We start from the raw sequence: 24,596 nt of genomic DNA, 5'->3' as shown, positions 1-24,596 counted from the left end.
TCCTCAATACTGACTGCGGAAAGTGGTCCAGATGCGCGTGCGCTCACGTTGTTGGCGCAGCGGCATCAATTGCTCGGCAAACAGCCGTGCGCGCACCGCGTCATCGGGGTAGATATCGGCATCGCTGCTGATCGCCGGGTCGACCAGCGCCGTGGCGGCCTGGTTGGCGTTGGCGAAAAAAACGCTGTTGGTCAGCTCGGCGATGGCCTCAGGGCGCAGCATGTAATCGATAAAGGCGTGGGCGGCCTTGGGGTGCGGCGCATCGGCCGGGATGGCCATGGTGTCAAACCACAGCAGCGTCCCTTCCCGCGGGATGCGGTACTGCACCTCGAACGGCTGCTTGGCCTCAACAGCGTTGGCCGCCGCCATATAGGCGTCGCCGTTGTAAGTCAGCGCCAGGCAGATTTCGCCCTTGGCCAGGTCATTGATATGCCGGCCGGCACCGACGTAACGCAGGTTCGGTTGCAGTTGGGTGAGCAGCTGCGCTACTGCATCGAGATCGGCGCGCTCGCTGCTGTAAGGGTCTTTACCCAGGTAGTTGAGGACGATACTGATCACTTCCTGCGGCGAGTCGATCACCGCGATGCCACAGTCCTTGAGCTTGCTGGCGTACTCGGGCTTGAACAGCAGATCCAGGCTGTTCAGCGGCACACCCGGCAGGCGTTGTTCAAGCGCCTGACGGTTGAAACCCACGCCGACCGTGCCCCAGGTGTACGGCAGGCCGTACTGGTTGTCGGGGTCGGCACTGGCGAGCTTGCTCAGCAGCGCCGGATCGAGGTTCTCCAGGTGCGGCAGTTGCGTGCGATCCAGCGGTTGCAAAGCTTTGGCCTGAATTGCCCGCGCCAAGCCGCTGGAGGCCGGGAAGACCACGTCATAACCGCTGCCGCCGGTCAGCAGTTTGCTGTCCAGGGCTTCGGCACTGTCGAAGATGTCGTATTTGACGGTGATCCCGGTTTCGTCCTTGAAGCGTTGCAGGGCTTGCTCCGGTAGGTAGGCGGACCAGCTGTACAGGTTCAGGGCTTTCTCTTCGGCCTGAGCGGCGAAGGCGCAACACAGCAGCAGCGGAACAAGGGCCTGACGCATGGGAATGACCTCGGTGAAGGGATGAGCTGGGCACAGCTTGCCTGCCGGTTTGCTTAGCTTAAATATGAAGTGTTCTACTCTGGCATCGACATTCATCAATGTTAGGTGCCGTCATGCTCAGCCAGTTACGCGACCTCGATCTGCAGTTGCTGCGCCTGTTCGTCACCGTAGTGGAGTGCGGCGGTTTTAGTGCCGCCCAAGGCGAACTGGGGATTGGTCAATCGACCATCAGCACGCAGATGGCCAAGCTGGAAACCCGCTTAGGTTTTCGCCTGTGCGAGCGCGGCAAGGGCGGCTTTCGCCTGACGCCCAAGGGCGAACAGGTGCTCAGCGCCACGCGCAAACTGTTCAGCGCCATCGACACTTTCAAGGGTGAAGCCCAAGGCATGGCCGACAAGCTCTTGGGCGAGCTGCGCATCGGCCTGTCGGAAGGGCTGGCAGCCAGTGTGCTGGAGCAAGTGGCCGAGGCCATTGGCCACTTTCGCGGGCGCAACCAGGCGGTGCAGATCGAGCTGCTCACCGCCATGCCGGCCGAGCTGGAACGCCGCCTGCTGCAGGGCCAGCTACACGTGGCGATTGGCTATTTCTCTGGTAACCAGACCGCGCTCGATTATCAGCCGCTGTTTCGTGAGCGCCAGGTGCTGTTCTGCGCTGCCGGCCACACACTGTTCAATCGCCCGCAGATTCGCCTGGAAGACCTACAGCAGGCTGATCGGGTCCAGCACCCTTATCGCTTTGTGCAGGTGCACGAACCGTTACAGAGCAGCACCAGCTCGGCGCAAACCGAGCAGGTTGATGGTGCCCTGGCGTTTATCCTCTCCGGGCGGCATATCGGCTACCTGCCCGAACATATTGCCGAGCCTTGGCAGGTCCGTGGGCGCCTGAGGGCAATCGAAGCTGACAGCCTCGGTTTTGATGTGCAGTTTCACCTGACCAGCCACCGCGGCCAGCCCCCCGGCGATGCACAGCGAGCGTTTGTCGAGGACCTGCTGCGGGCATTCGGCGTCAGCCCACCCGCCTGCCCTTAATGCCTAGGCGCGTGCTCACGTGCAGACGCCTGTTGCAACTGCGTACTCAGGCGGTCAATCGCAGCAATCGTCTGACTGATGTCGTGGTGGATGCTCGGTACGCCGAGGCACGGCCAGAGCGATGCATCAGCCGATTGCGGCTCGGCCTCCAGTTGCAGCTGTGGGTCAAAGAGATCGTGGGTCAGGGGAAGCAGGTGCATGACAGACTCCTTGCCGGACAACCCGGCGTGACGGTTGAGGTCAGGAGGCAGTAAACAAGTGGCCAATCGGCCTAGGGGCAGATCTAGTTGCTATGACCTCAGCATCGGCGACCGACGTGACAGGTTGATGACCACGCGGAGCCTGCCGGTTCAGACTCCACCGTGAAGCCGTCGGCGTCAACCCGCCAGCGGCCCGGTGGTCGTGTGCAGCAGCGGCGGCATCGGGCAATCCAGCAGGTCGGCCACGGCACGCAGCAACTCGGCCTCGGCCACCTCGATGCGCCCGTCATGCTCGATACAGCGCGCCATGGCCTTGAGCAGACGCGGCTTCTGTAAGGGCTGCAGCTGGTTGAGCCGTTTGAGCGCAGCCTCCAGGGCTTTCAGGTCGCACTGCGTTGCCGGCAACAGGTTGAGCACGGTGTATGGCAATTCGCTCGCCGCCTTTGCCAACGCTGCTTGCGCCTGATCCGTCGGAACAGTGCCGGCATGGGCCAGAAACGACAGCAACACCTGCGCGTCATCCAACACTTCCAGCAGGTGGAAATGCCCACTGAGCCGCCGACTGGGAGCCAAGTTGCGCTCGACGATGCGCAGCAAGGTCCATTCCAGCAGCTCAACCTGGCCATCGGCACGAATCAGCCGCGCCATCACCGCACACAACCCAGCAGCCTGCTCGGCGCCCAGCTGCTTGAGCGCCGGCATGGCCAGGTCCAGCAGGGTCAGCCGCTGGTTGCCTGGCAGCTGCCGCAGCGGTTGTTCCAGCGCCTGCACATGCTCCATCAGCTCGGCGCTGAGCAGTGGCTTGAGCATCTGCAGTTGCTGGTCACGTAAGGGCGCCGCAGACGCCAGCAGCAACCCATAAAGTAAGGCCTGTGCGCCGCTGCCGTGGTGCGCCGCCTGATGCAGCGCTGGGTGCAACTCATCCAGTACTTTATGCGCCTGCTGCAGGTGGGCCGCACGTGGCTCGCCAATGCTGGCGATGGCCGTCGTGGCCGAGGCGGCGCTGAAGCCGGTCAGAGCCTGGTCCCAGCCCTGGGCCACAGCACGTTGATGCACCGTGGCATCGGCAGGCAGCAGATTGAGGATCGAGACATCCGGGTAGCGGCCATCCCACTCCGGCGTAATACGCCGAATCCGCTCATCCAGTGGCGGATGGGTCGCCAGCATGCCCTCCAGCGCGCGGCTGATACCGGCGGCGAAGTACATATGGCTGAACTCGGCCGCATGTCCGGCGCGCAATTGCGAACCGTACTGGTTGCCACCAATCTTCTGTAGCGCTCCGGCAATGCTCTGCGGGTTGCGGGTGAACTGCACCGCCGAAGCATCGGCGAGAAACTCGCGTTGCCGGCTCACGGCGGCCTTGATTAGGCTGCCGAAGAACGTCCCGGCATAGCCCAGCAACCATAAAGTAGCGCCCACTGCGATGATCGCTGCCGCCGAATTGTTGCGGCTGGAACGCGAACTGCCACGGGAGCTGCTGCGCAGCAGAAACCCACCGATAAGCCCCAGCAGCAGAATGCCGTGCAGCACTGCGACCAAGCGTGTGTTGAGGCGCATATCGCCGTGGAAAATATGGCTGAACTCGTGGGCAATCACCCCCTGCAGCTCTTCACGCGAGAGCAGGCTGATTGCCCCGCGGGTAATCCCGATCACCGCATCCTGCGGCGTCAAGCCGGCGGCAAAGGCATTGATCCCCACATCATCCAGCACATACACCGGCGGCACCGGGGTGCCCGAGGCCAGAGCCATCTCCTCTACCACATTAAGCAGGCGCTGTTCTTCCAGGCTCTGCGGCGCGAGGTTGATCAAACGCCCACCCAGCCGTTCGGCCACCGCCTGACCGCCACGGCTGAGCTGCAAGCTCTTGTAGAGGCTGCCCAGCAGCACCACACCGATTACGGCCAGGGCGACCATCCCCACCTGTGCCCAGCTGGGCAGTAACGTGCGCGGTCCATCCAGCATGCCCAGAGACTGCGGGTCAGGGCCGAATACCTGCCAGACCACACCCAACGCTAAGCTGGTCAGGCCGATCAGACTGAGTACTGCCAGTATCATCAGGACCAGCAGGCGGCCGCTGTTACGCCGAGCGCGATCCTGTTGCTCGAAGAAATTCATCCCTGAGAGTCCTTAGAACGATACCTTCGGCGCTTCCTGAATCGCCGCGCTGTCGGCGAACTCCAGCAGGCTGGCGTCCTGGGCGTGGCCAAAGCTGGCGGCCAGCAGCACCGGTGGGAATGCTTGCTTGTAGGTGTTGTAGGCCATCACCGCATCGTTGAACGCCTGGCGGGCAAAGGCCACCTTGTTCTCGGTGCTGCTCAACTCTTCACTGAGCTGCTGCATATTCGCCGATGCCTTGAGGTCCGGGTAGGCCTCCAGCGTTACGTTCAAGCGCCCCAGCGCACTGTTCAGCAGCCCCTCCGCGCCGCCCAGCTGCGCCATGCTCTGCGCATTGCCCGGCTGCGCGGACGCTGCCTTGAGCCCGGTTACGGCATTATTGCGCGCAGCAATCACCGCCTCCAGCGTCTCGCGCTCATGCGCCATATAACCCTTGGCGGTTTCCACCAGATTGGGGATCAGGTCATAACGGCGTTTGAGCTGCACCTCGATCTGCGCAAAGGCGTTCTGGAAGCGATTACGCAGGGTCACCAACTGGTTGTAGATACCAATCACGTAAAAAATCAGTGCCGCGAGAACCGCCAGGAAAATCAGCGTGGAAATGGACATGGGGAAATCCTTATCAGCATGCGAAAGAACGCAGATGGTAGCGGAAAAGCGGTGAAGCGACTGCTCACCGCTGCACGCGGGTCGCACACCCAGGGCAGGCACGCGACCAATCCAACTGATGCCACGTCATATCGCCCGGTTATGAGGCAGAAAACCCTTGGCAAAGTAGACCGACCGGTCTATATATTTAGCCCATGAAAAAGATTTCGACCCGCGACAAGCTCATCCACGCCATGGCCGACGCCTTGCAACGCAAGGGGCTGCATGGCGTTGGCCTGAGTGAGCTTTTGGACATTGCCGGCGCGCCCAAGGGCAGCCTCTACCACCACTTCCCCGGCGGTAAAAGCGAGCTGGCAGTGGCCGCGATTGACCACATCAGCCGCACTATCGACGGCCTGTTTGCCCAGCTTTTCAGCCAACGAAGCGACCCGCTCAAGGCCATGCACCACTGGTTACAAGGTGCACTGCAGCAGCTGGAAAACAGCCAGTTTGAACGTGGCTGCCCACTTGCCACCATCGCGCTGGAAAGCGGCCCGGAGGATGTAGAAATCCGCGCCGCTCTGCAGCGCAGCTTCACCGCCGTACGCCAGGCACTGAGCCAGCAACTGCACGCCTACGGTTACCCCAGCGAACAGGCCGATAACCTCGCCGCGCTGTTTGTCGCGCTGTATGAAGGCGGGCTGCTGCAAGCCCGCGTGGCCGGCAGCAGCGAGCCGCTCAAACGCGCCGCCACTGCCCTGTTCAACCTGACCCGCGAACAGCTTCCGGGAGGAGTCCGCCCATGAATACCCCAGCCATTCTTAGCGAAACGGTGCAGTTACCAGCACTCGACGGTTACCCGCTGACCGCCACGCTGTATCACGCCCCGGAACCGGTCGCGCAGCTGGTGATTGCCGGCGCCACCGGCGTGCCCCAGGGTTTCTACCGACGCTTTGCCGAATATGCCGCGCAGCGCGGTTACAGCACCCTGACCCTCGATTATCGCGGCATCGGTCAATCGAAACCGGCCAACCTGCGCGGCTTTGCCATGGATTATCTGGACTGGGCGCACCTCGATCTGGCGGCCGCTGTCGACCAACACCGCCACCCACAACGACCGCTGTATATGGTCGGCCACTCCTTTGGCGGACATGCCTTTGGCCTGCTGCCGAACCATGATCAGGTCCAGGGGTTTTACACCTTCGGCACCGGTGCTGGCTGGCACGGCTGGATGCCTAAGACAGAGCAGCTGCGCGTGCTGACTATGTGGCGCCTGATTGGCCCATTGATGACCCGTTACAAAGGCTATCTGGCCTGGAGCACCCTGGGCATGGGCGAGGATTTGCCGCTGGGGGTCTACACCCAGTGGAAGCGCTGGTGCCGCTACCCGCGCTACTTCTTCGAGGACCCGCAGATGCCGGGCCTGGCCGAGCGCTTTGCCACGGTCAGCACGCCGATCATTGCCGCCAATGCCCTGGATGACCTGTGGGCCCCGCCCGCCTCGCGCGATGCCTTTATGGCGGCTTACAGCGCCGCACCCTATCAAGCGCGCACCATCGATTCAGCCGCCAGCATCGGTGCCATTGGCCATATGGGCTACTTCCGTCCTGCGGCGCAGGTGCTGTGGGATGAAACACTGGACTGGTTCGCCGCGTTGCAGGCGCAGCGACACGCCGCCTGACGAGCCCACAACACAGAAGGTATCGCTGATGAGCATGGTTCCCGAGGGCTTTACCCCATTGTTTCGCAGCAGCCCCTTTCTCGATTTGCTGGGGCCCATATACAACCAGCGTACCGATAAGGGCCTGGTGATTGGTTTATGGGCCGAAGAGAAACACTGCAACGCTCGCGGTCTGGTGCATGGCGGCGTGCTCAGCAGTCTGGCCGACGTAGCACTGGGCTATAACAGCGCCTTCGCCGAGGAACCGCCCACGCCGATCGTCACCAGCAGCCTGACCATCGACTACGCCGGCATCGCCAAACGCGGCGACTGGATAACCCTGGAAACCGATGTGCAAAAGGTCGGCAAAAGCCTGGCGTTTGCCAATTGCTACGTTGTGGTTGAGTCAGTGCGGATTGCCCGTGCCAGCGCGGTATTCAGCGTGGTCACACAATAGGTTCGGTAGGCCGAGAAGGGTTCTGCGGTTTGGCGAACGCCATAAAAAAGAAAACCCCGCATTGCGGGGTCTTTGCAGACTGTTTGCTGACATCCTTGATCTGCTTGCCGTCCTGGCAGCTGTCCCACGTATCCTTGTTGCTAAAGTGCGCTTCCTGCGCGACGTCCACGGTGAGCAGATTAGCCAGCGCGAGGAACTCGGCATAGTGGCGATCTGCAGCACGCCGTGTAAGCCATAGCCTACACAGCCGCTTCCTGGATAAAACCGAGCAAACGCTCGGCTTTATTTTGTGACGCAGGTCTTGTTAGACTCGATCTTGTCTTACAAAAACAACAGACCCCGTCAACGGCGGTCACTGGGGCCACACATGCGCTCATTGCTTTTCGCCATCGGCTGCCTGACAGCCACCCTCAGCTCACTGGCATCCGCCAACGGGCAAAACCAGCTTTCTGATCCCAAGGCCGCGACGCAGTTATTCTGGAGTCAGCTGTATGGCCAGGGGGGCAGCACACTGTATTGCGGCAAAGCCTTCACGGAAGAAAGCGGCCAACTCAAAGCCAGCCCGATATACAGCAGCAAACAGCTGAAAAGCTCGCTGCGCTGCATCACCGACCGTCAGTGCGGAATCATGAACCCGCGTTACGTCTTCATGGCTTCAGACCTGCACAACCTCTACCCAGCACTCACCCGCGTGGAACTGGTTCGGCGCAATGCGCAGTTCGGTGAACTGGATGACAGCGTGCCGAGCAAGTTCGACGACATCGGCTGCGACATGAAAACCAGCTTCCAGCTAGTGGAGCCGCGCGATGAAGCCAAGGGCAATGTGGCCCGGGCGATTTTCTATATGCACGTGGAATATGCCCTACCGATTGTTGGTCAGGTGCAGGTGTACAAGAAGTGGCACCAGATGGACCCACCCGATGCCGAGGAAAAAGCGCGCAACGACAAGATTGCCAGCCTGCAAGGGACGCGTAACCGCTTTATCGACAATCCGGAACTGGTTGAGCAGTTGATCAATAACTGAGAGCCCCGCATACAGCCGCTGAGCGCTGATCCCAGGCACAAAAAAACCGGCACTTAGGCCGGTTTTTTTGTCATACCGAACGCCTTAGAACTGCGCAGCATCCAGCAGGTACAGCGACTCGCTACCGGCTTTGACCGACGCGGTCAGGGAGTGGATACGCGGCAGCAGGCGGGCGAAGAAGAAACGCGCGGTACCCAGCTTGCTGACGTAGAACTCGTCCTCATCCTGCTTGGCCAGTGCGGTACGGGCCATCAACGCCCACATGTAGGCGTAGGCGGTGTAACCGAACACTTGCAGGTACTCGACCGAGGCGGCGCCGACTTCATTCGGGTTGGCCTTGGCGCGCTCCAGCAGGTCGCTGGTCATCAGTTCCAGGTTGGCGATGGCGTCTTTCAGCGGGTTGACGAACTCGGCCAGCGAGGCATCGGCGCTGTCAGTGAAGGCTTTGATCTCTTCAGCGAAGTGCTTGTAGAACGCACCGCCGCTGCCGACCACTTTACGGCCGACCAGGTCGAGCGCCTGAATGCCGTTGGTGCCTTCGTAGATCTGAGTGATGCGGCAGTCGCGGATCAGCTGCTCTTGGCCCCACTCGCGGATAAAGCCGTGGCCGCCGAAGATCTGCTGGCCGTGCACGGTGGTTTCCAGTGCCATATCGGTGAGGAAGGCTTTGGCCACGGGTGTCAGCAGAGCGACTAATTCTTCGGCGCGCTTGCGGGTGGTGGCGTCTTCGCTGTACTTGGCGGTGTCCAACTGCATGGCCACATAGCTGGAGAAGGCACGACCGCCTTCGTTCAGCGCTTTCATGGTCAGCAGCATGCGGCGCACGTCCGGATGCACGATGATCGGATCAGCGGCTTTGTCTTTAGCCACCGGGCCGGTCGGCGCACGGCTCTGGATACGGTCGCGGGCGTATTCCACAGCGTTCTGGTAGCTGCGCTCACCCAGGGACAGGCCCTGAATGCCAACGCCCAGGCGCTCGTAGTTCATCATGGTGAACATCGCGGCGAGGCCTTTGTTCGGCGCATCGACGATCCAGCCGGTGGCGCCGTCGAAGTTCATCACGCAGGTGGCCGAAGCCTTGATGCCCATCTTGTGTTCGATCGAGCCGCAGGACAGGGCGTTTTTCTCACCCAGCGAACCGTCGTCATTGACCATGACTTTCGGCACAAGGAACAGCGAGATGCCTTTCGGGCCAGCTGGTGCGTCCGGCAGCTTGGCCAGCACCAGGTGGATGATGTTTTCGGTCAGGTCGTGCTCACCGCCGGTGATGAAAATCTTGGTGCCGCTGATCTTGAAGCTGCCGTCAGCTTGCGGCTCAGCCTTGGTACGGATGATGCCCAGGTCGGTGCCGGCATGCGGCTCGGTCAGGCACATTGAGCCCGCCCAAACACCGGAGTACATGTTTGGCAGGTATTTTTCTTTCAGCTCTTCGCTGGCGTGGGCGTTGATCGACAGGCAAGCACCGGCGGTCAGCATCGGGTACAGGCCGAAGGACAGGTTGGCCGAGTTGACCATTTCCTCGACCTGGGCCGAAATCACCTTGGGCATGCCCATGCCGCCGAATACCGGATCACCACCAACACCAACCCAGCCGCCATCGGCGTAGGTCTGGTAAGCCTCAGGGAAGCCGGCTGGGGTTTTCACCGCACCATCGGCCCAGGAGCAGCCTTCTTCGTCACCGCTGCGGTTCAACGGAGCAATGACGCCGCCGGTGACCTTGCCCGCTTCTTCGAGAATGGCCGCAGCCGTGTCTTCATCAACCACTTCAGCCAGGGCCGGCAACTGGGCCCACAGCTTGGAAACTTCAAACACTTCATTGAGCACGAAGCGCATATCGCGCAGGGGAGCTTTGTAGTCGGCCATGGGGTAAATCCTCGAGCGAAGCAACAGGTATACAGATGTACAGAAAGTCTAACCGAACAACTTTTTAGACACATAGCGTCGCGTACAGACTGAACAGTCACAACCCATTCATTCGGCCACACACAGTAAAAACCCGCCAAGTGGCGGGCCCTTACATGCACGTACCGTCCGTCAGAGCGCGAAATGCTCGGCGGGCAGACGCATCAAGCATTCACTGCCGGCTTCGGCACCGGCCAGGTGAGTCGCGGTACGCGGCAACAAGCGCTTGAAGTAGAACTCGCAGGTGGCCAACTTGGCCTGATAGAACGCAGCATCACTCGCGCCCGCCGCCAACTGCTGCTCGGCGACCAGCGCCATGCGCAACCAGAAGTAGGCCAGGATGACGTAGCCGGAGTACATCAGGTAGTCCATCGACGCCGCCCCGACTTCGTCCGGGTTCTTCATGGCCGCCATACCAATTTTCTGAGTCAGTGTGCCCCACTGCTGATTCAGCGTGGCCAGCTGAGCGACATAGGCGTTGAGCTGCGGATGCTCGGCCTGCGCTTCGCAGAATTTATGCACGATTTTGGTAAACCCGCGCAGCAACTTACCCTGGCTACTCAGCACCTTGCGCCCCAGCAGGTCGAGCGCCTGGATACCGTTAGTGCCTTCGTAGATCAGGGCAATGCGGCAGTCGCGCACCAGCTGCTCCATGCCCCACTCGCGGATAAACCCGTGGCCACCGAATACCTGCATGCCATGGTTGGTCACCTCCAGGCCGGTTTCGGTCATAAAGGCTTTGCAGATCGGAGTCAGGAAGGCCAGCAGGTTCTCGGCGTCCTCACGCTGTTCGGCACTGGTACCGCTGTGGGCTTGATCGATCAGCTGTGCGGTGAAATAGGCCAGCGCACGGTTGCCTTCGTTGAACGCCTTCATGGTCAGCAGCATGCGCCGCACATCAGGGTGCACGATGATCGGGTCGGCGGCCTTATCCGGGGCTTTCGGCCCGGTCAGCGCACGCATCTGCAGGCGATCAGTCGCGTACTTGATCGCGCCCTGGAAGCTGGTTTCACCCAGACACAGCCCCTGCATACCGGTGCCAAGGCGCGCATGGTTCATCATGGTGAACATGCAGTTAAGGCCTTTGTTGGCCTCGCCAATCAGGTAACCGGTGGCGCTGTCGAAGTTCATCACGCAGGTGGCAGACGCCTTGATGCCCATCTTGTGTTCGATCGAGCCGCAGCTGACGCCATTGCGCGCCCCGGCCTGACCTTCAGCATCGGGCAGGAACTTGGGCACGATAAACAGCGAGATGCCTTTGGTGCCCGCCGGCGCGTCAGGCAGCTTGGCCAAGACCAGGTGCACGATGTTTTCGCTCATGTCGTGCTCGCCAGCCGAGATAAATATCTTGCTGCCGGTCACCGCATAGCTGCCATCGGCCTGAGGCACGGCGCGGGTTTTAATCAGCCCCAGGTCGGTGCCGCAGTGGGCTTCAGTCAGGCACATGGTGCCAGTCCAACGGCCTTCGGTGAGTTTGCTCAGGTAAGTCTGTTTCTGTGCTTCAGTGCCATGGGCGTGAATGGCCGACATCGCGCCGTGGGTCAGGCCCGGGTACATGCCCCAGGACAGGTTACTGGAACCCACCATCTCACTGATGATTAACCCCAATGAAGACGGTAACCCTTGGCCACCATAGGCCGTATCAGCGGAGAGTCCATTCCAGCCGCCCTCCACATACTGGGCAAAGGCTTCCTTGAAACCCGCAGGCGTGGTCACCACGCCATTGTTAATCTGGCACTCTTCTTCATCGCCTGAGCGATTCAATGGCGCCAGCACCTGCTCACAGAATTTGGCGCCCTCGGCCAGAATGGCGCTGACCATGTCCGGGGTGGCATCGCTGGCACCCATCGCGGCATAGCTCGCGTGAAAATCGAAAACTTCGTCGATCAGAAACTGCATATCGCGCTGGGGGGCTTTGTACTCGGGCATGCTGGGTTCTCCGTCAGCTAGAGCGTGGGTTAGCGCACTACGCTACGGCTCATGCGGCGCGCCAACAATCACCGTGCAAATGCTGAATACACTGCCATTAGCCGGCGCGTTTAACCCCGCACGTTATCCAGCTTGACCGCACCACGACGCTGGCCGTAACTGCGTACACAGTTACGCCCGGCGCCCTTGGCGTTATACAACGCCTGATCAGCGGCCTTGAGCACCTCATCCGGATTACGCTGTTCCACCCCGCGTTCAGCCACGCCCATGCTGACTGTCACCGACACCTGGTTGGCCGCGCTGCCAGCCCGCCGAGCCCGCCCTTGTTTGTCGTCCTGCGGGCGCTGCTGTTTGTCGCGCAACTGAATGCGGTAGGTCTCAATGGCCTGGCGCACGACTTCAAGGTGGGGTAGGCACTCTTCAAGCGTCTTGCCGGGGAACACCAGGGTGAATTCCTCGCCGCCATAGCGGTAGGCCTTGCCTCCGCCCCCGATCTTGCGTAGCTGAGCGGCGACCAGGCGCAGCACCTGATCACCGACATCGTGACCATGGGTGTCGTTGAATTTCTTGAAGTGATCGACGTCGGCCATGGCGATCACATAACTGCGGCCCAAGCGCTGCAAGCGCTCATTCAAGGCGCGGCGTCCCGGCAGGCCCGTAAGCTCGTCACGGAAGGCCATCTGATAGGCCTCGTGAGCCAAGGCTGCCACCAGTATCAGCATGACCTGACTGCTCATCACATTCAGCGCATTGGGCTGGATAAAGGTGTTCGGCAACATCCACAGCACGCCGCACAAGCCAAGCAGCTGGGCCGCATGCAACGGCCTTGGCGCCCGCAGGTACTGCACTGCCAGGAGGATCAGGCCGAGGATAAACACCGGATAAGCCAGCTGCACCAGCGTCAACCACTCCACCTGCAACGCCGGCCAGCGCACCCGCGATAACCAATGCAGCAGCGCATCGGGGAAGCGCTGCGCCAGGCCCACCGCCACCGCGCCGACAGCCAGCAGAACCGCTGCACGGGCAATCAGGTCCTGCAGCAGATGGGTACGTTCCTGCCAGGCCGCGTAGAGGCTGTAGAGCAGCGGCAACAACAGGCTGCACAGATGGAAGATCAGCGCCGCATCACTGCGCACCTGCCCAGTGGCACGAAAATGATCAACCTGGGTATCCAGCAGAAAGTAAGCGAGGTAAAGCGTCAGCAACAGAAACACTTCGCGTTGGCGGCCATACACCAGGCAAAAGGCGCCACCGAGTAACAGCAGGAGGGTGGGCAGCACGTTGAACAGCGAGGTGAAGAACTCGCTCAGCACAGCCAACCGCGCCAACAGCACACCGCCAAGCAGCAGCAGCAGCGACGGCAGAAAATGACTGAAGCGCACAGCAGCAAGACGCGACAAGACAGGCTCCACACCGCGATAAAAGTGGATAACGTCGCGCAGTTTGCCTGTAACGCGCGCGTTGCGCACGGAACCTAACGACAAATCGACAAGCGAGCTGGCGCGTTTTATTTGCCCCATAAAAAAACCGCCACCCAAGGGCAGCGGTTTTTTCGACCTAAAGGACGAAGGCTTAGTAGCCCAGGGCGAAGTTCTCTTCGGCCATGTCCATCAGGTTGTTGGCGCCAGACAGCATCGCCTCTACGTGCATACGGGTACGCGGCAGAATACGGGCGAAGTAGAAGTTGGCGGTCTGCAGCTTGGCTTTGTAGAACGCCTCGTCTTCAGCACCGGCAGCAATCTTCTCAGCAGCCAGACGAGCCATGTCGGCCCAGAAGTAAGCCAGGCAGGCATAACCGGAGTACATCAGGTAGTCCACCGAAGCGGCACCGACTTCTTCACGGTCTTTCATAGCGGCCATGCCCACTTTCATGGTGATGTCGCCCCACTCTTTGTTCAGCTTGGCCAACGGCTCGACGAGGCCTTTGATGGCATCGTTAGCTTCGTTGGTCTGGCAGAACTTGTGCACGATCTTGGTGAAGTTCTTCAGCGCGCCGCCTTGGGTCATCAGAATCTTACGACCCAGCAGGTCGAGGGCCTGAATACCGGTGGTGCCTTCGTACATCATGGAGATACGGCAGTCGCGAACGTTCTGCTCCATGCCCCACTCGGCGATAAAGCCGTGGCCACCGTAAATCTGCATGCCATGGTTAGCAGCTTCGAAGCCGACTTCGGTCATGAAGGCTTTGGCGATTGGCGTCAGGAAGGCCAGCAGTTCGTCTGCGGCTTTCTTCTCGGCTTCGTCTTTGCTGTATTTGACGATGTCCACTTGCTTAGCAGTGAAGTACACCATCGCACGGTTGCCTTCGGCGAAGGCTTTCATGGTCAGCAGCATACGACGCACGTCCGGGTGGACGATGATCGGGTCAGCGGCTTTGTCCGGCGCTTTCGGGCCAGTCAACGAACGCATCTGCAGACGCTCGCGAGCGTACTTCAGACCACCCTGGAAACCGATTTCAGCGTGAGCCAGACCTTGCAGAGCAGTACCCAGGCGAGCCGTGTTCATAAAGGTGAACATGCAGTTCAGACCCTTGTTGGCTGGGCCGATCAGGAAGCCGGTGGCGCCGTCAAAGTTCATCACGCAGGTGGCGTTACCGTGGATACCCATCTTGTGCTCGATCGAGCCACAGGAAACGGCATTGCGTGCGCCAACAGAGCCGTCAGCGTTGACCGAGAATTTCGGCACGATGAACAGCGAAATACCTTTGGTGCCTTGCGGCGCGTCGGGCAGGCGGGCCAGAACGATGTGGACGATGTTATCGGCCATGTCGTGTTCGCCAGCGGAGATGAAGATTTTGGTGCCGGACACTTTGTAGGTGCCGTCAGCTTGCGGCTCAGCCTTGGTGCGCAGCATGCCCAGGTCGGTGCCGCAGTGCGGCTCGGTCAGGCACATAGTGCCGGTCCACTCGCCGGAAACCAGCTTGGTCAGGTAGGTGTGCTTCTGATCATCGGTGCCGTGTTCGGCAATGGTGTTCATCGCACCGTGCGACAGGCCTGGGTACATGCCCCACGACCAGTTGGACGAACCCACCATTTCGCTCAGCACCAGACCCAGCGACTCAGGCAGGCCTTGGCCGCCATGGTCAGCGTCGTGCGCCAGGCTCGGCCAGCCGCCTTCAACATACTGCTGATAGGCTTCTTTGAAGCCGGTAGGGGTTTTCACGCCTTCCGGGGACCAGGTGCAACCTTCGGTGTCACCTACACGATTCAGTGGCGACAGCACTTGCTCACAGAACTTGGCGCCTTCTTCAAGGATGGCGTCGACCATGTCCGGAGTAGCGTCCTGGCAGCCAGGCAGGCTCTGATAATGCGCTTCGTAGCCGAGCAGTTCGTCGCGTACGAAACGGATATCACGCAAGGGGGCCTTGTAATCAGGCATAGCGGTTAACCTCTGCGGTGGATTCTTAGTGTGTAGGTGACCGGTTATTCGGTCGGTTTCGGGAGCAATCCCGGCGCTCGCCTGCCCCTTGGCAACCGAGCTAATCAAACAAGCGTTTGAAACATACGTTTATGCCTATTTAATGTCAAGCACCCCACGTGCCGTTCAGGCCACCAGATCGACAATCGGGGCCGGCGTCTGCAACCCACTGAGCTGCTTGTACAGATCAAGACTAGGTGGTGGTGGCACATCCTGCTGGGCGGGCGCGGTGGATTTCTCCTCCTCGTCCGACTGCGGCTCTTCCTCTTTGTTGCGTTGCTCGGCACGCGCCTCACGGGCGGCCTCAACCTCACTGCGCTGCTGTTGTGCCAGCTCGACACGGGCCTCGGCCATCTGTAACTGAGCTTGCGCGGCCACCTGACGATCCTGCGCAGAGGGCTCTGCGGGCGCCAGTGCAGCACGGATGACAACTTCCATCTTGCGCAGGGTGGCTTCCGGGTCGTTCGGAATGGGGCTGGTGTCAATACCGACCTCACCACCCACAGCGTAGCGCTTGCCATCCGGGCCGCGCTCATAGGTGTAGCTCGGCGCGCCGGCATAGCGGCCACCGACGGCGGCATGCGCCTGCTCGTGGGTGCGCACTTCCTGATCACGGCTGACCAGCTTGGCGATTTCCAGTTGCTCAAGACGCTGCTGCTGAGGGCTGGGCTCGCCTTCGCGGCTTTTCGCGTTTTCGGGATTGGTCGAGGCGTCAGCAGGTTTATCCGCTTCTTCACGCGCCGAAGCCGACTGCTCATCGGCCAGTGGCTGGGCAGCGGTTACCGGCGACTGAGCGGCGCGGGTAATGTCCGGGGATACATCAGGGGAAATATTGGACGCAAGAAGGCGAGCCGGCAGTAACGTGGCTGCAGGCGCAGGATAAGACGATGCGCCGCCAATCTGCATGCAATGACTCCTCGCCCCGCAGTTGCAGCCTCATTACCAGGCATGAGAACGCTCGGGGCGGGCGACTCAGGCCGTTGTATCGATCAGGGTACCGAGCACTTCGTCAGCGGTTTTGACCACCTTGGCGCCGGCTTCCGCCTCATTCTGACCTTGGCGCAAAGCGACCAGGCTTTCCGCCAGATCAGGGCGCGTTTGCTCGGCCGAACTCGGCGAAGGGTTAACCTGATTAGCCGGCGGCGCAGAGCTTGGCTGCGGTTGCGGACCCAGCGCATTGCTGGCGATATCCGCCGCAGCCTGATCGACCCGGCGCTGGCCGGACTGAATGGTGCTGATGCCCGAGTTGAAGGCGCTTCCTGAAATTTCCATGTCCAAGCTCCCGCTATGGCAAAACACTAACAGCTTCAATTGAAGCAGAAGTTGCTCGAAAAACGTACAAGCAAAAAGCTATGGCACTTGGCCTGCTTATAGCGCGCGGTGCAATACATCGAGGTTGAGATAGCCAGAAACCGCAGCCGGCGTGGCTTCGGCCAGGCGCGGAACATAGCCCAGACAGGGAGCTGGTAGCCGTTCGGCCAGGGTGGCCAGATTGTCCTCAAGCCGGGAGGTTTGAGGATCGACCAGATTGGCCACCCAGCCCGCCAGCAGAAGGCCGTCACGCAGGATGGCCTCGGCAGTGAGCAGCGCCTGATTGATGCAGCCCAGGCGCACGCCGACCACTAGAATCACCGGCAACCGCAAAGCAATCGCCAGGTCCGACAGGGCTTCCTGACCGGCCAACGGCACCCGCCAACCGCCCGCCCCTTCGACCAAAGTAAAGTCCGCATGCTTGTCCAGAATTGCCTGTACCGGCCCCTGCAACGCGGCAACATCCAGCAATACACTCACCTCGCGCGCCGCCAGATGCGGGGCAATCGCCGGCTCGAAGGCCAGCGGATTGACCTCTTCATAGCGCAGCGCCAGGGTGCATTCGCCGAGCAATGCCAGGGCGTCGTCGTTGCGCAGGCCATCCACTGTGCGCACGCAGCCGGATGCCACCGGTTTGGCCGCAGCAGTCGACAGCCCCGCCATTCGTGCCGCGTGCAGCAGCCCGGCGGCGATGGTGGTTTTGCCGATTTCGGTGTCGGTGCCTGTAACGAAAAATGCTTGGCTCATAGCGATCTCTGACGAGGGGTATTGGCTACGTTCTGAAGTAACTCTGGGCAAGCGGGGTTTATCTCAACCCTTGCGCAATACGCCGTAAACCACCTGATAGGTCGCTGGCAGGCCTTGTGGCTGACGGAACTGCTCATAGGCGTTAAGCAGCGCTAGCATGCGCGCCCGCCCAGTCAAACCGCCGGGCCGACCGGGGTTGAGGTTGTGCGCGCCCAGGGCTTTCAGTTCATGGGTCAGGCTGCGTACATCCGGGTAGTACAGGGTTTCCGGGGTGGTTTGCAGGTTTACACAGGTCAAACCGCTACCAGCGCACAGCCGCTGGTAATCCTCGAAACGGCGGAAGCGGTTGACGTGGACAAAGCCATCCACCGCTTGCCAGCTGTCGCGCAGCTCCTGCAGGGTGCCGACACACAAGCTGCTAAACGCCAGCACACCATCAGGGCGCAGCACCCGTGCGGCCTCACTGAGCACAGCGGAAAAATCCGCACACCATTGCAGTGCCAGGCTGGAAAACAGCAGGTCGCAGGACGCATCGCGCAACGGCAGGCGCTCGGCATCGCCGGCAATAAACTGCTGCGCGCCGCCCAGCGGCCGAGCGTGCTGCAGCATGCCCTCGGCGATATCCACAGCCACGCCCTGGCTGGCCGGAAAACGCTCGCCCAGCGCACGACTGAAATAACCGGTGCCACAACCCAGGTCGAGCCAACGCACCGGGCTGATCGCTGCCGGTAACTGCGCCAGCAACTGCTGACCCACGTTGCGCTGCAGAGCCGCCACGCTGTCGTAGCTTTCCGCCGCGCGGGAGAAGGATGCCGCCACCTGGCGCTTGTCCGGCAGGCCGCCGAGAGGATCATTGGCCAGATCAGTCATCACCGGCCTCGTGCAGAAAGGCCTGAATCGCCGCCGCAATTTCATGCGGGCGCTCCAGGGCAAAGGCGTGGCTGGCGTTATCAATCAGGCCGACTTCGACATCTGGTAACAACTCCAGCAAGGCTTGCGCGGTGCTTGCAGGAACCAGTGCATCGGCGCCGGCGAACAGATGCAACTGTGGGCCGGCAAAGGTCTGTAACGAGGTCCGCGTATCCAGATTGGCAAGCAGATCCAGCCCGGCCAACAGAATGGCGGACTGCGGTTTCGGAGCTGCGCCGAGCAACTGCCGCGACAGGCCACGGGCATCCGCAGCGCCTTGGGCGCAAAGCAGGGAGAAACGCTTCAGGGTAGTGGACGCATCAGCAGCGCAGCCCTGACGGAAAGCCTTAAACGTCTCGGCGGGCATAGCCGCAGACCAGCTTGGCTCGGCGACAAAACGCAGGTTACTGGCCAGGGTCAGCAGACCGCTGCAACGTTCACCCCGACGCGCTGCCAGCTCAGCGGCAAGCATGCCGCCGAGGGACCAGCCGCCAAGCCAGGCGTCCTCTGGCAGGTTGGCGTCGAGCTCGTCCAGCCAGTCGACGGGGTCGCTAGAAACCAATAAAGGCAGCGGCTCGACCTGCACCTGCAAGCGCGGATCGAGGCCGCGCAGGGCCTCGGCCAGCGGCTGCAAGGGCGCAGTGCCCAACCCCCAGCCGGGCAGCAAAACCAGTCGATCACGCATGCTCGGCCGTCTCGCCAGCCAGCAGCGGCCAGCATTCAGCCAAAGCCTCCAGCAGCAGCTCCAGCTGTTCCAGACTGTGCGCAGCGGATAACGTGACGCGCAAACGTGCACTGCCGGCCGGTACGGTAGGCGGACGAATCGCCGTCACCAGCAGACCCCGATCGCGCAGCATCTGTGACAGCTGCATCGCACGGCCACTGTCGCCGATTAGAATCGGCTGAATCGGCGTGGCACTGTCCATCAGCTCAAGACCGATGGTCTGTGCGCCTTCACGGAAGCGCTTGATCAGGGCGTTCAGGTGCTCACGCCGCCAGTGCTCGCTGCGCAGCAATTCCAGGCTTTGCAGGGTGGCGCAAGCCAGCGCCGGCGGCTGGCTGGTGGTGTAGATATAGGGGCGGGCGAACTGCACCAAGGCTTCGATCAGGTCGTCACTGCCGGCGACAAAGGCACCGGCCGTACCGAAGGCCTTGCCCAGGGTGCCGACCAGCACCTGCACATCATCCAGGCCCAGGCCGAAGTGCTCGACAATGCCGCCGCCGGTGGCGCCCAGTGGACCAAAACCGTGGGCATCATCGACCATCACCCAGGCATTGGCACGGCGCGCTTCAGCGCACAGTGAAGGCAGATCAGCCAGATCGCCGTCCATGCTGAATACGCCGTCGGTGACGATCAGGGTATTGCCGATGACCTTGCGCAGGCGATTGGCCAGACTGACGCCATCGTTATGCAGGTAACGGGAAAACCGCGCGCCGCTGAGCAGGCCGGCATCCAGCAGGGACGCGTGGTTAAGGCGATCCTCCAGCACGCTATCGCCCTGCCCGACCAGCGCGGTGACCGCACCGAGGTTGGCCATATAGCCGGTGGAAAACAGCAGCGCGCGAGGGCGTCCGGTGAACTCGGCCAGCGCTTCTTCGAGCTGGTGATGTGGGGTGCTATGGCCGATCACCAGATGCGAGGCACCTCCGCCCACACCCCATTTCTCCGCGCCGGCGCGCCAGGCTTCGATGACCTGCGGATGATTGGCCAGGCCGAGGTAGTCGTTGGAACAGAAGGCCAGCAGCTGCCGACCATCGACCTGCACCAGCGGCCCCTGCGGTGATTCCAGCAGCGGGCGTTGGCGATAGAGGTTGGCAGCGCGGCGCTCAGCGAGGCGAGCGGATAGATCGAAAGGCATAGGCAGACCTGGCAGAAACTCGTTTGCTAAAACCCGATCCATTAGCGATGTGCGGCGATCACCGAGAGGCCGAACCGCCGCAAACGGGCGTCTGCATAAACAGCGGTTTAGGCCGAAGCGGCGTTATAAAACAACTTGGAATCACGCTGTTCGACCAGCGCCTGCTCAATGGCCGCCTGATGCACTTCATCGGCATGCTCTTCACGCTCTTCCGGCTTGATGCCGAGGCGGGCGAACAATTGCATGTCCTGGTTGGCTTGCGGGTTGGCAGTGGTCAGCAGTTTTTCGCCGTAGAAGATCGAGTTGGCGCCGGCGAAGAATGCCAAGGCCTGCATCTGCTCATTCATCGCCTCGCGACCGGCGGACAGGCGCACATGCGACTGCGGCATCATGATCCGCGCGACGGCGAGCATGCGGATAAAGTCGAACGGATCGACATCCTGCTCATCGGCCAGCGGCGTGCCTTTGACTTTCACCAGCATGTTGATCGGCACCGACTCCGGGTGCTCCGGCAGGTTGGCCAGCTGAATCAACAGGCCAGCGCGGTCGTCCAGCGACTCGCCCATGCCGAGGATGCCACCGGAGCAGATCTTCATCCCCGAATCACGCACGTAGGCCAGGGTTTCCAGGCGATCGGCGTAAGTGCGGGTGGTGATGATGTTGCCGTAGAACTCCGGCGAGGTGTCCAGGTTGTGGTTGTAGTAGTCCAGGCCGGCAGCGGCCAGGGCCAGGGTCTGCTCTTTATCCAGCTTGCCCAGGGTCATGCAGGTTTCCAGGCCCAGGGCTTTAACGCCCTCGACCATTTTCAGCACGTAGGGCATGTCCTTGGCCGACGGGTGCTTCCACGCCGCGCCCATGCAGAAACGGGTGGAACCGATGGCCTTGGCCTCGGCGGCGGCCTCCAGCACTTTCTGCACTTCCAGCAGCTTTTCCTTTTCCAGGCCGGTGTTGTAGTGGCCAGATTGCGGGCAGTACTTGCAGTCTTCTGGGCAGGCGCCGGTCTTGATCGACAGCAGGGTCGAGACCTGCACACGGTTCGGGTCAAAATGCGCGCGGTGCACGGTCTGCGCCTGGAACAGCAGGTCGTTGAACGGTTGCTCGAACAGCGCCTTGACCTCATTCAGAGTCCAGTCGTGACGCAGGTTAGCGGCGGTAGTGGCGCTCATCGGTAATTCCTTATTGTTGGCGGCGTCTTGCTAGATTCAGCGGACGCGACACGGATGTTCGGCATAGTTATGGAAGGCGTATGCGCTGTCAACCCGACTCACAACACCCGGTTTACAACTGGTTAAAAAACAAGCAAACCTGTCTGCTCTGCGATGAAGCCGCAGACGCTGCGCTGGCCATCTGCACCAGCTGCGAAGCCGAGCTGCCCTGGCTTGGCGGGCATTGCCAGGTCTGCGCTCTGCCGCTGCCCAGCCAAGGCCTGGTATGCGGGGCCTGCCTGAAGAAGCCGCCGAGTTTTAGCAAAGTCGAAGTGCCCTGGCGCTACGCCTTCCCCATCGACAGCCTGATCACCCGGTTCAAGCATCAGGCCAAGTGGCCATTGGGACGTCTGCTCGGTGAGCTTTTGTCACATCACCTGCAACATGCCTTCGATGAAGGACTGCCTAGGCCTGACCTGCTGCTGCCTGTGCCCCTGGCCAATAAACGCCAACGCCAACGGGGCTTCAACCAGGCCGGCCTGCTCGCTGAATGGCTGAGCGCCAGCCTACAACTGCCGCAACAGGCACACTGGCTGCAGAGGGTGGTCGACACACCGGCGCAACAGCAGCTGGATGCGGCCACCCGTAAACGCAACCTGCGTAAAGCCTTCGCCTTGGCGCCGAACAGTGCAGTCAGCGGCCTGCATGTGGCGCTGGTCGATGATGTACTGACCACCGGCGCCACCGCCGAAAGCCTGGCGCGACTGTTAAAGAAGGCCGGCGCGGCTCGGGTTGATGTGTACTGCTTGGCGCGCACACCGAAGCCAGGCGACTGAGTAATGAGTTGCAGGAAAGAGCCTGTTCAAAGGCTCGCGAGCTAGAGCCATGCAAGGCGCTACGTAGTAACAGCCTCCGGCTGGTCAAAACGGCGAGGAAGCGGAGTTTACTGGTGTAAATGAGCATTCCGAGCCTGTTTTTAACGCAGCAGGGCCGACGCGCAGCAGACTTTGGACAGGCTCAAAGCGGTACACTTTGCGGCCCACCTGCTGGAGTTACCCATGTCCCATCCATTTGCCGCACTCACACCCGACCTGGTGCTGGATGCCGTGGAGAGCATCGGCTACCTCAGCGACGCCCGCGTACTGGCGCTGAACAGCTATGAAAATCGCGTCTACCAAGTGGGCATCGAGGACGAGACACCGCTGATCGCCAAGTTCTACCGTCCGGATCGCTGGACCGATGAAGCCATTCGCGAAGAGCACAGCTTTACCTTCGAGCTGGCCGAATGCGAAGTACCGGTTGTAGCTCCCCTGGTGCGCGACGGCGAAACCCTGTTCAGTTACCAGGGCTTTCGCTTCGCCCTGTTTCCGCGCCGTGGCGGCCGGGCGCCGGAACCTGGCAACCTCGACCAACTGTATCGTCTCGGCCAACTGCTTGGACGCCTGCATGCGGTCGGCTCACTCAAGCCGTTTGCCCACCGTGAGGCCTTGCAGGTGAGCAACTTCGGCCATGCATCGCTGGCCACCCTGCTCGATGGCAACTTTATTCCACGCAGCCTGCTGCCGGCCTACGAATCGGTGGCGCGGGATCTGCTCAAGCGTCTGGATACGCTGTTCGCCGCTCACCCAGTCCAGGCGATTCGTCTGCATGGCGACTGCCACCCGGGCAATCTGCTGTGCCGCGACGAGACCTTCCATATGGTCGACCTCGACGACTGCCGTATGGGCCCCGCAGTGCAGGATTTGTGGATGATGTTGGCTGGCGACCGCCACGAACGCCTCGGCCAGCTGTCGGAGTTGATGGACGGCTATCAGGAGTTTCACGATTTCAACCCGCGTGAACTGCCGCTGATCGAAGGCCTGCGCACCCTGCGCCTGATGCATTACAGCGCCTGGCTGGCACGCCGCTGGGACGACCCGGCCTTCCCCATGAGCTTCCCCTGGTTTGGCAGCGAGCGTTACTGGGGCGATCAGATCCTGATCCTGCGTGAGCAGCTGTCGGCGTTGGATGAAGAGCCGCTAAAGCTGTTTTGACGCCTAGCCCGGACGCAACCCGAGTTACCGGGCTGACCACTACAGTTAGCCCTGTCGCCGTAACGTCTTTGTTACAGCCAAGTGGCCTAGGGCGCCGAAGAAAATCCTGGCCATCCAGACAAGCCCGCGCCGCGCCGACTAGAATCGCAAGCCTCTCGTTAGCAGCCTAAGCAAGGACCCTGCATGGCCACCGCCAACCCGCGCCGCGGGTATATTCTCGGCCTGACCGCCTACATCATCTGGGGCCTGTTCCCGCTCTATTTCAAAGCTATCCAGAGCGTGCCTGCGCTGGAAATCATCGTCCATCGCGCACTCTGGTCCGCGCTGTTCGGCGCGCTGTTGCTACTGGTGTGGAAGCACCCCGGCTGGCTACGCGAGCTGCTCAATAATCCCAAACGCTTTGCCGTACTGGCCTTGAGCGGTGTGCTGATCGCCAGCAACTGGCTGGTGTATGTGTGGGCGGTAAATAACGAGCGCATGCTCGAAGCCAGCCTGGGCTACTACATCAACCCGCTGGTCAACGTGCTGCTGGGCATGCTGATTCTTGGCGAGCGTCTGCGCCGCCTGCAGTGGCTGGCCGTGGCCCTGGCCACGCTGGGTGTGCTGCAGCAGCTGTGGCAGGTCGGCAGCATTCCCTGGGTATCCCTGGTGCTGGCGCTGACCTTCGGTTTCTACGGGCTGATTCGCAAGCAGGCGCCGGTGGCTGCCCTGCCCGGCCTGGTGGTGGAAACCTGGCTGCTGCTGCCACTAGCGCTCGGTTGGCTGCTTATGCACCCTGCGGCGATGAGCACCCAGGCCGATTTCTGGAGCACCCCGGAAGCGCTGTGGCTGATCGCCGCCGGGCCTATTACCTTGGTGCCGCTGGTGTGTTTCAACGCCGCCGCCCGCCATCTGCCCTACACCACCTTGGGCTTTCTGCAGTACCTGGCGCCAACCCTGGTGCTGCTGCAGGCGATCTTCCTGTTCGGGGAACATTTCGACCCGAGCAAACTGCTGGCCTTTATCTGCATCTGGGCGGGCTTGGCGATCTACAGCGTGGATGCCTGGCTGAGCCTGCGCAAACGCCAGGCTGACTAAAAAACAACCAGCACCCTGTAACGCCCGAGGCCGCTGGTCTGCAGCCAGTTGCCCCCGGCTTATCCACAGAAGCATCCCCGGCCTTTGTGCACAACCAGTTGCTAAGTGCTTA

At 61.4% G+C, this 24,596-nt stretch carries 23 protein-coding genes; 8 read left to right on the top strand and 15 right to left on the bottom strand.

Going from position 1 to position 24,596, the window contains the following annotated elements:
* Positions 1 to 3 precede the first annotated feature (3 nt).
* Entirely contained in the window at positions 4 to 1,083 is a 1,080-nt protein-coding gene (locus HCI85_RS18310; RefSeq protein WP_167146874.1) for a polyamine ABC transporter substrate-binding protein, read from the bottom strand.
* A 113-nt stretch (positions 1,084 to 1,196) separates the two neighbouring features.
* On the opposite strand from HCI85_RS18310, the gene HCI85_RS18305 reads away from it, so the two are divergent.
* Positions 1,197 to 2,111: a LysR family transcriptional regulator gene (locus HCI85_RS18305; protein ID WP_167146871.1), complete on the top strand. Its 915-nt coding sequence runs from the start codon at positions 1,197 to 1,199 to the stop codon at positions 2,109 to 2,111.
* Here the strand turns inward: HCI85_RS18305 and HCI85_RS18300 are convergent.
* From HCI85_RS18300 to HCI85_RS18290, 3 genes are all read right to left on the bottom strand, one after another.
* On the bottom strand, positions 2,108 to 2,311 hold the full coding sequence (locus tag HCI85_RS18300; protein WP_160089496.1) for a hypothetical protein: 204 nt from the start codon (positions 2,309 to 2,311) through the stop codon (positions 2,108 to 2,110). The genes HCI85_RS18305 and HCI85_RS18300 overlap by 4 nt on opposite strands.
* Before the next feature lie 177 nt (positions 2,312 to 2,488).
* Entirely contained in the window at positions 2,489 to 4,426 is a 1,938-nt protein-coding gene (locus HCI85_RS18295) for a M48 family metallopeptidase (RefSeq protein ID WP_167146868.1), read from the bottom strand.
* A 12-nt stretch (positions 4,427 to 4,438) separates the two neighbouring features.
* Positions 4,439 to 5,035: a LemA family protein gene (locus HCI85_RS18290; RefSeq protein ID WP_090255095.1), complete on the bottom strand. Its 597-nt coding sequence runs from the start codon at positions 5,033 to 5,035 to the stop codon at positions 4,439 to 4,441.
* 194 nt (positions 5,036 to 5,229) lie between these two features.
* On the opposite strand from HCI85_RS18290, the gene HCI85_RS18285 reads away from it, so the two are divergent.
* From HCI85_RS18285 to HCI85_RS18270, 4 genes are all read left to right on the top strand, one after another.
* On the top strand, positions 5,230 to 5,820 hold the full coding sequence (locus HCI85_RS18285; protein ID WP_167146865.1) for a TetR/AcrR family transcriptional regulator: 591 nt from the start codon (positions 5,230 to 5,232) through the stop codon (positions 5,818 to 5,820).
* On the top strand, positions 5,817 to 6,695 hold the full coding sequence (locus HCI85_RS18280; RefSeq protein ID WP_167146862.1) for an alpha/beta hydrolase family protein: 879 nt from the start codon (positions 5,817 to 5,819) through the stop codon (positions 6,693 to 6,695). The genes HCI85_RS18285 and HCI85_RS18280 overlap by 4 nt, the downstream gene beginning before the upstream one ends.
* A 28-nt stretch (positions 6,696 to 6,723) precedes the next feature.
* Complete coding sequence (locus tag HCI85_RS18275; RefSeq protein WP_167146859.1) at positions 6,724 to 7,131, top strand: PaaI family thioesterase; 408 nt, start codon at positions 6,724 to 6,726, stop codon at positions 7,129 to 7,131.
* Positions 7,132 to 7,498: 367 nt separating this feature from the next.
* A complete protein-coding gene (locus HCI85_RS18270; protein ID WP_090255085.1) occupies positions 7,499 to 8,155 on the top strand; it encodes an endonuclease I family protein in 657 nt (218 codons plus the stop codon).
* An 84-nt stretch (positions 8,156 to 8,239) separates the two neighbouring features.
* Here the strand turns inward: HCI85_RS18270 and HCI85_RS18265 are convergent, their stop codons facing one another.
* The 11 genes from HCI85_RS18265 to bioB form a co-directional block, all read right to left on the bottom strand.
* Complete coding sequence (locus HCI85_RS18265; RefSeq protein WP_167146856.1) at positions 8,240 to 10,018, bottom strand: acyl-CoA dehydrogenase C-terminal domain-containing protein; 1,779 nt, start codon at positions 10,016 to 10,018, stop codon at positions 8,240 to 8,242.
* Between the two features lie 171 nt (positions 10,019 to 10,189).
* A complete protein-coding gene (locus HCI85_RS18260) occupies positions 10,190 to 11,986 on the bottom strand; it encodes an acyl-CoA dehydrogenase C-terminal domain-containing protein (RefSeq protein WP_167146853.1) in 1,797 nt (598 codons plus the stop codon).
* 110 nt (positions 11,987 to 12,096) lie between these two features.
* Complete coding sequence (locus tag HCI85_RS18255; protein ID WP_167146850.1) at positions 12,097 to 13,386, bottom strand: GGDEF domain-containing protein; 1,290 nt, start codon at positions 13,384 to 13,386, stop codon at positions 12,097 to 12,099.
* 172 nt (positions 13,387 to 13,558) lie between these two features.
* Entirely contained in the window at positions 13,559 to 15,364 is a 1,806-nt protein-coding gene (locus tag HCI85_RS18250; protein WP_090255079.1) for a phenylacyl-CoA dehydrogenase, read from the bottom strand.
* Between the two features lie 165 nt (positions 15,365 to 15,529).
* Entirely contained in the window at positions 15,530 to 16,309 is a 780-nt protein-coding gene (locus HCI85_RS18245) for a putative metalloprotease CJM1_0395 family protein (RefSeq protein WP_167146848.1), read from the bottom strand.
* 66 nt (positions 16,310 to 16,375) lie between these two features.
* On the bottom strand, positions 16,376 to 16,675 hold the full coding sequence (locus HCI85_RS18240; protein ID WP_167146845.1) for a hypothetical protein: 300 nt from the start codon (positions 16,673 to 16,675) through the stop codon (positions 16,376 to 16,378).
* A gap of 96 nt (positions 16,676 to 16,771) precedes the next feature.
* Positions 16,772 to 17,461 carry a dethiobiotin synthase gene (gene bioD / locus HCI85_RS18235; protein ID WP_167146842.1) on the bottom strand — a complete coding sequence of 230 codons (690 nt, stop codon included), beginning with the start codon at positions 17,459 to 17,461 and terminating at the stop codon, positions 16,772 to 16,774.
* 63 nt (positions 17,462 to 17,524) lie between these two features.
* Positions 17,525 to 18,331 (bottom strand): malonyl-ACP O-methyltransferase BioC, encoded by an 807-nt coding sequence (gene bioC, locus HCI85_RS18230; RefSeq protein WP_167146839.1) that lies wholly within the window; start codon positions 18,329 to 18,331, stop codon positions 17,525 to 17,527.
* A complete protein-coding gene (locus tag HCI85_RS18225; protein ID WP_167146837.1) occupies positions 18,324 to 19,055 on the bottom strand; it encodes an alpha/beta fold hydrolase in 732 nt (243 codons plus the stop codon). Before HCI85_RS18225 ends, bioC begins: the two co-directional genes overlap by 8 nt.
* On the bottom strand, positions 19,048 to 20,229 hold the full coding sequence (gene bioF, locus HCI85_RS18220) for an 8-amino-7-oxononanoate synthase (protein WP_167146834.1): 1,182 nt from the start codon (positions 20,227 to 20,229) through the stop codon (positions 19,048 to 19,050). Before bioF ends, HCI85_RS18225 begins: the two co-directional genes overlap by 8 nt.
* A 107-nt stretch (positions 20,230 to 20,336) precedes the next feature.
* Positions 20,337 to 21,395, bottom strand: coding sequence for a biotin synthase BioB (gene bioB, locus HCI85_RS18215; protein WP_167146831.1), 1,059 nt, complete (start codon positions 21,393 to 21,395; stop codon positions 20,337 to 20,339).
* Positions 21,396 to 21,475: 80 nt separating this feature from the next.
* On the opposite strand from bioB, the gene HCI85_RS18210 reads away from it, so the two are divergent.
* From HCI85_RS18210 to rarD, 3 genes are all read left to right on the top strand, one after another.
* Positions 21,476 to 22,210: a ComF family protein gene (locus tag HCI85_RS18210; protein ID WP_167146827.1), complete on the top strand. Its 735-nt coding sequence runs from the start codon at positions 21,476 to 21,478 to the stop codon at positions 22,208 to 22,210.
* Between the two features lie 222 nt (positions 22,211 to 22,432).
* Positions 22,433 to 23,407: a serine/threonine protein kinase gene (locus HCI85_RS18205; protein ID WP_160089528.1), complete on the top strand. Its 975-nt coding sequence runs from the start codon at positions 22,433 to 22,435 to the stop codon at positions 23,405 to 23,407.
* Positions 23,408 to 23,590: 183 nt separating this feature from the next.
* Positions 23,591 to 24,484, top strand: a complete 894-nt coding sequence (gene rarD, locus HCI85_RS18200) for an EamA family transporter RarD (protein WP_167146824.1) — start codon at positions 23,591 to 23,593, stop codon at positions 24,482 to 24,484.
* The last annotated feature ends 112 nt before the right edge of the window (positions 24,485 to 24,596 follow it).

Origin of the sequence: Pseudomonas sp. OTU750018 (genome assembly GCF_011636575.1) — a bacterium.
In the GTDB taxonomy this organism is placed as follows: domain Bacteria; phylum Pseudomonadota; class Gammaproteobacteria; order Pseudomonadales; family Pseudomonadaceae; genus Aquipseudomonas; species Aquipseudomonas peli.
The sequence above is the reverse complement of the archived record's forward strand: the minus strand, read 5'-3'. Positions and strand labels throughout refer to the sequence as shown.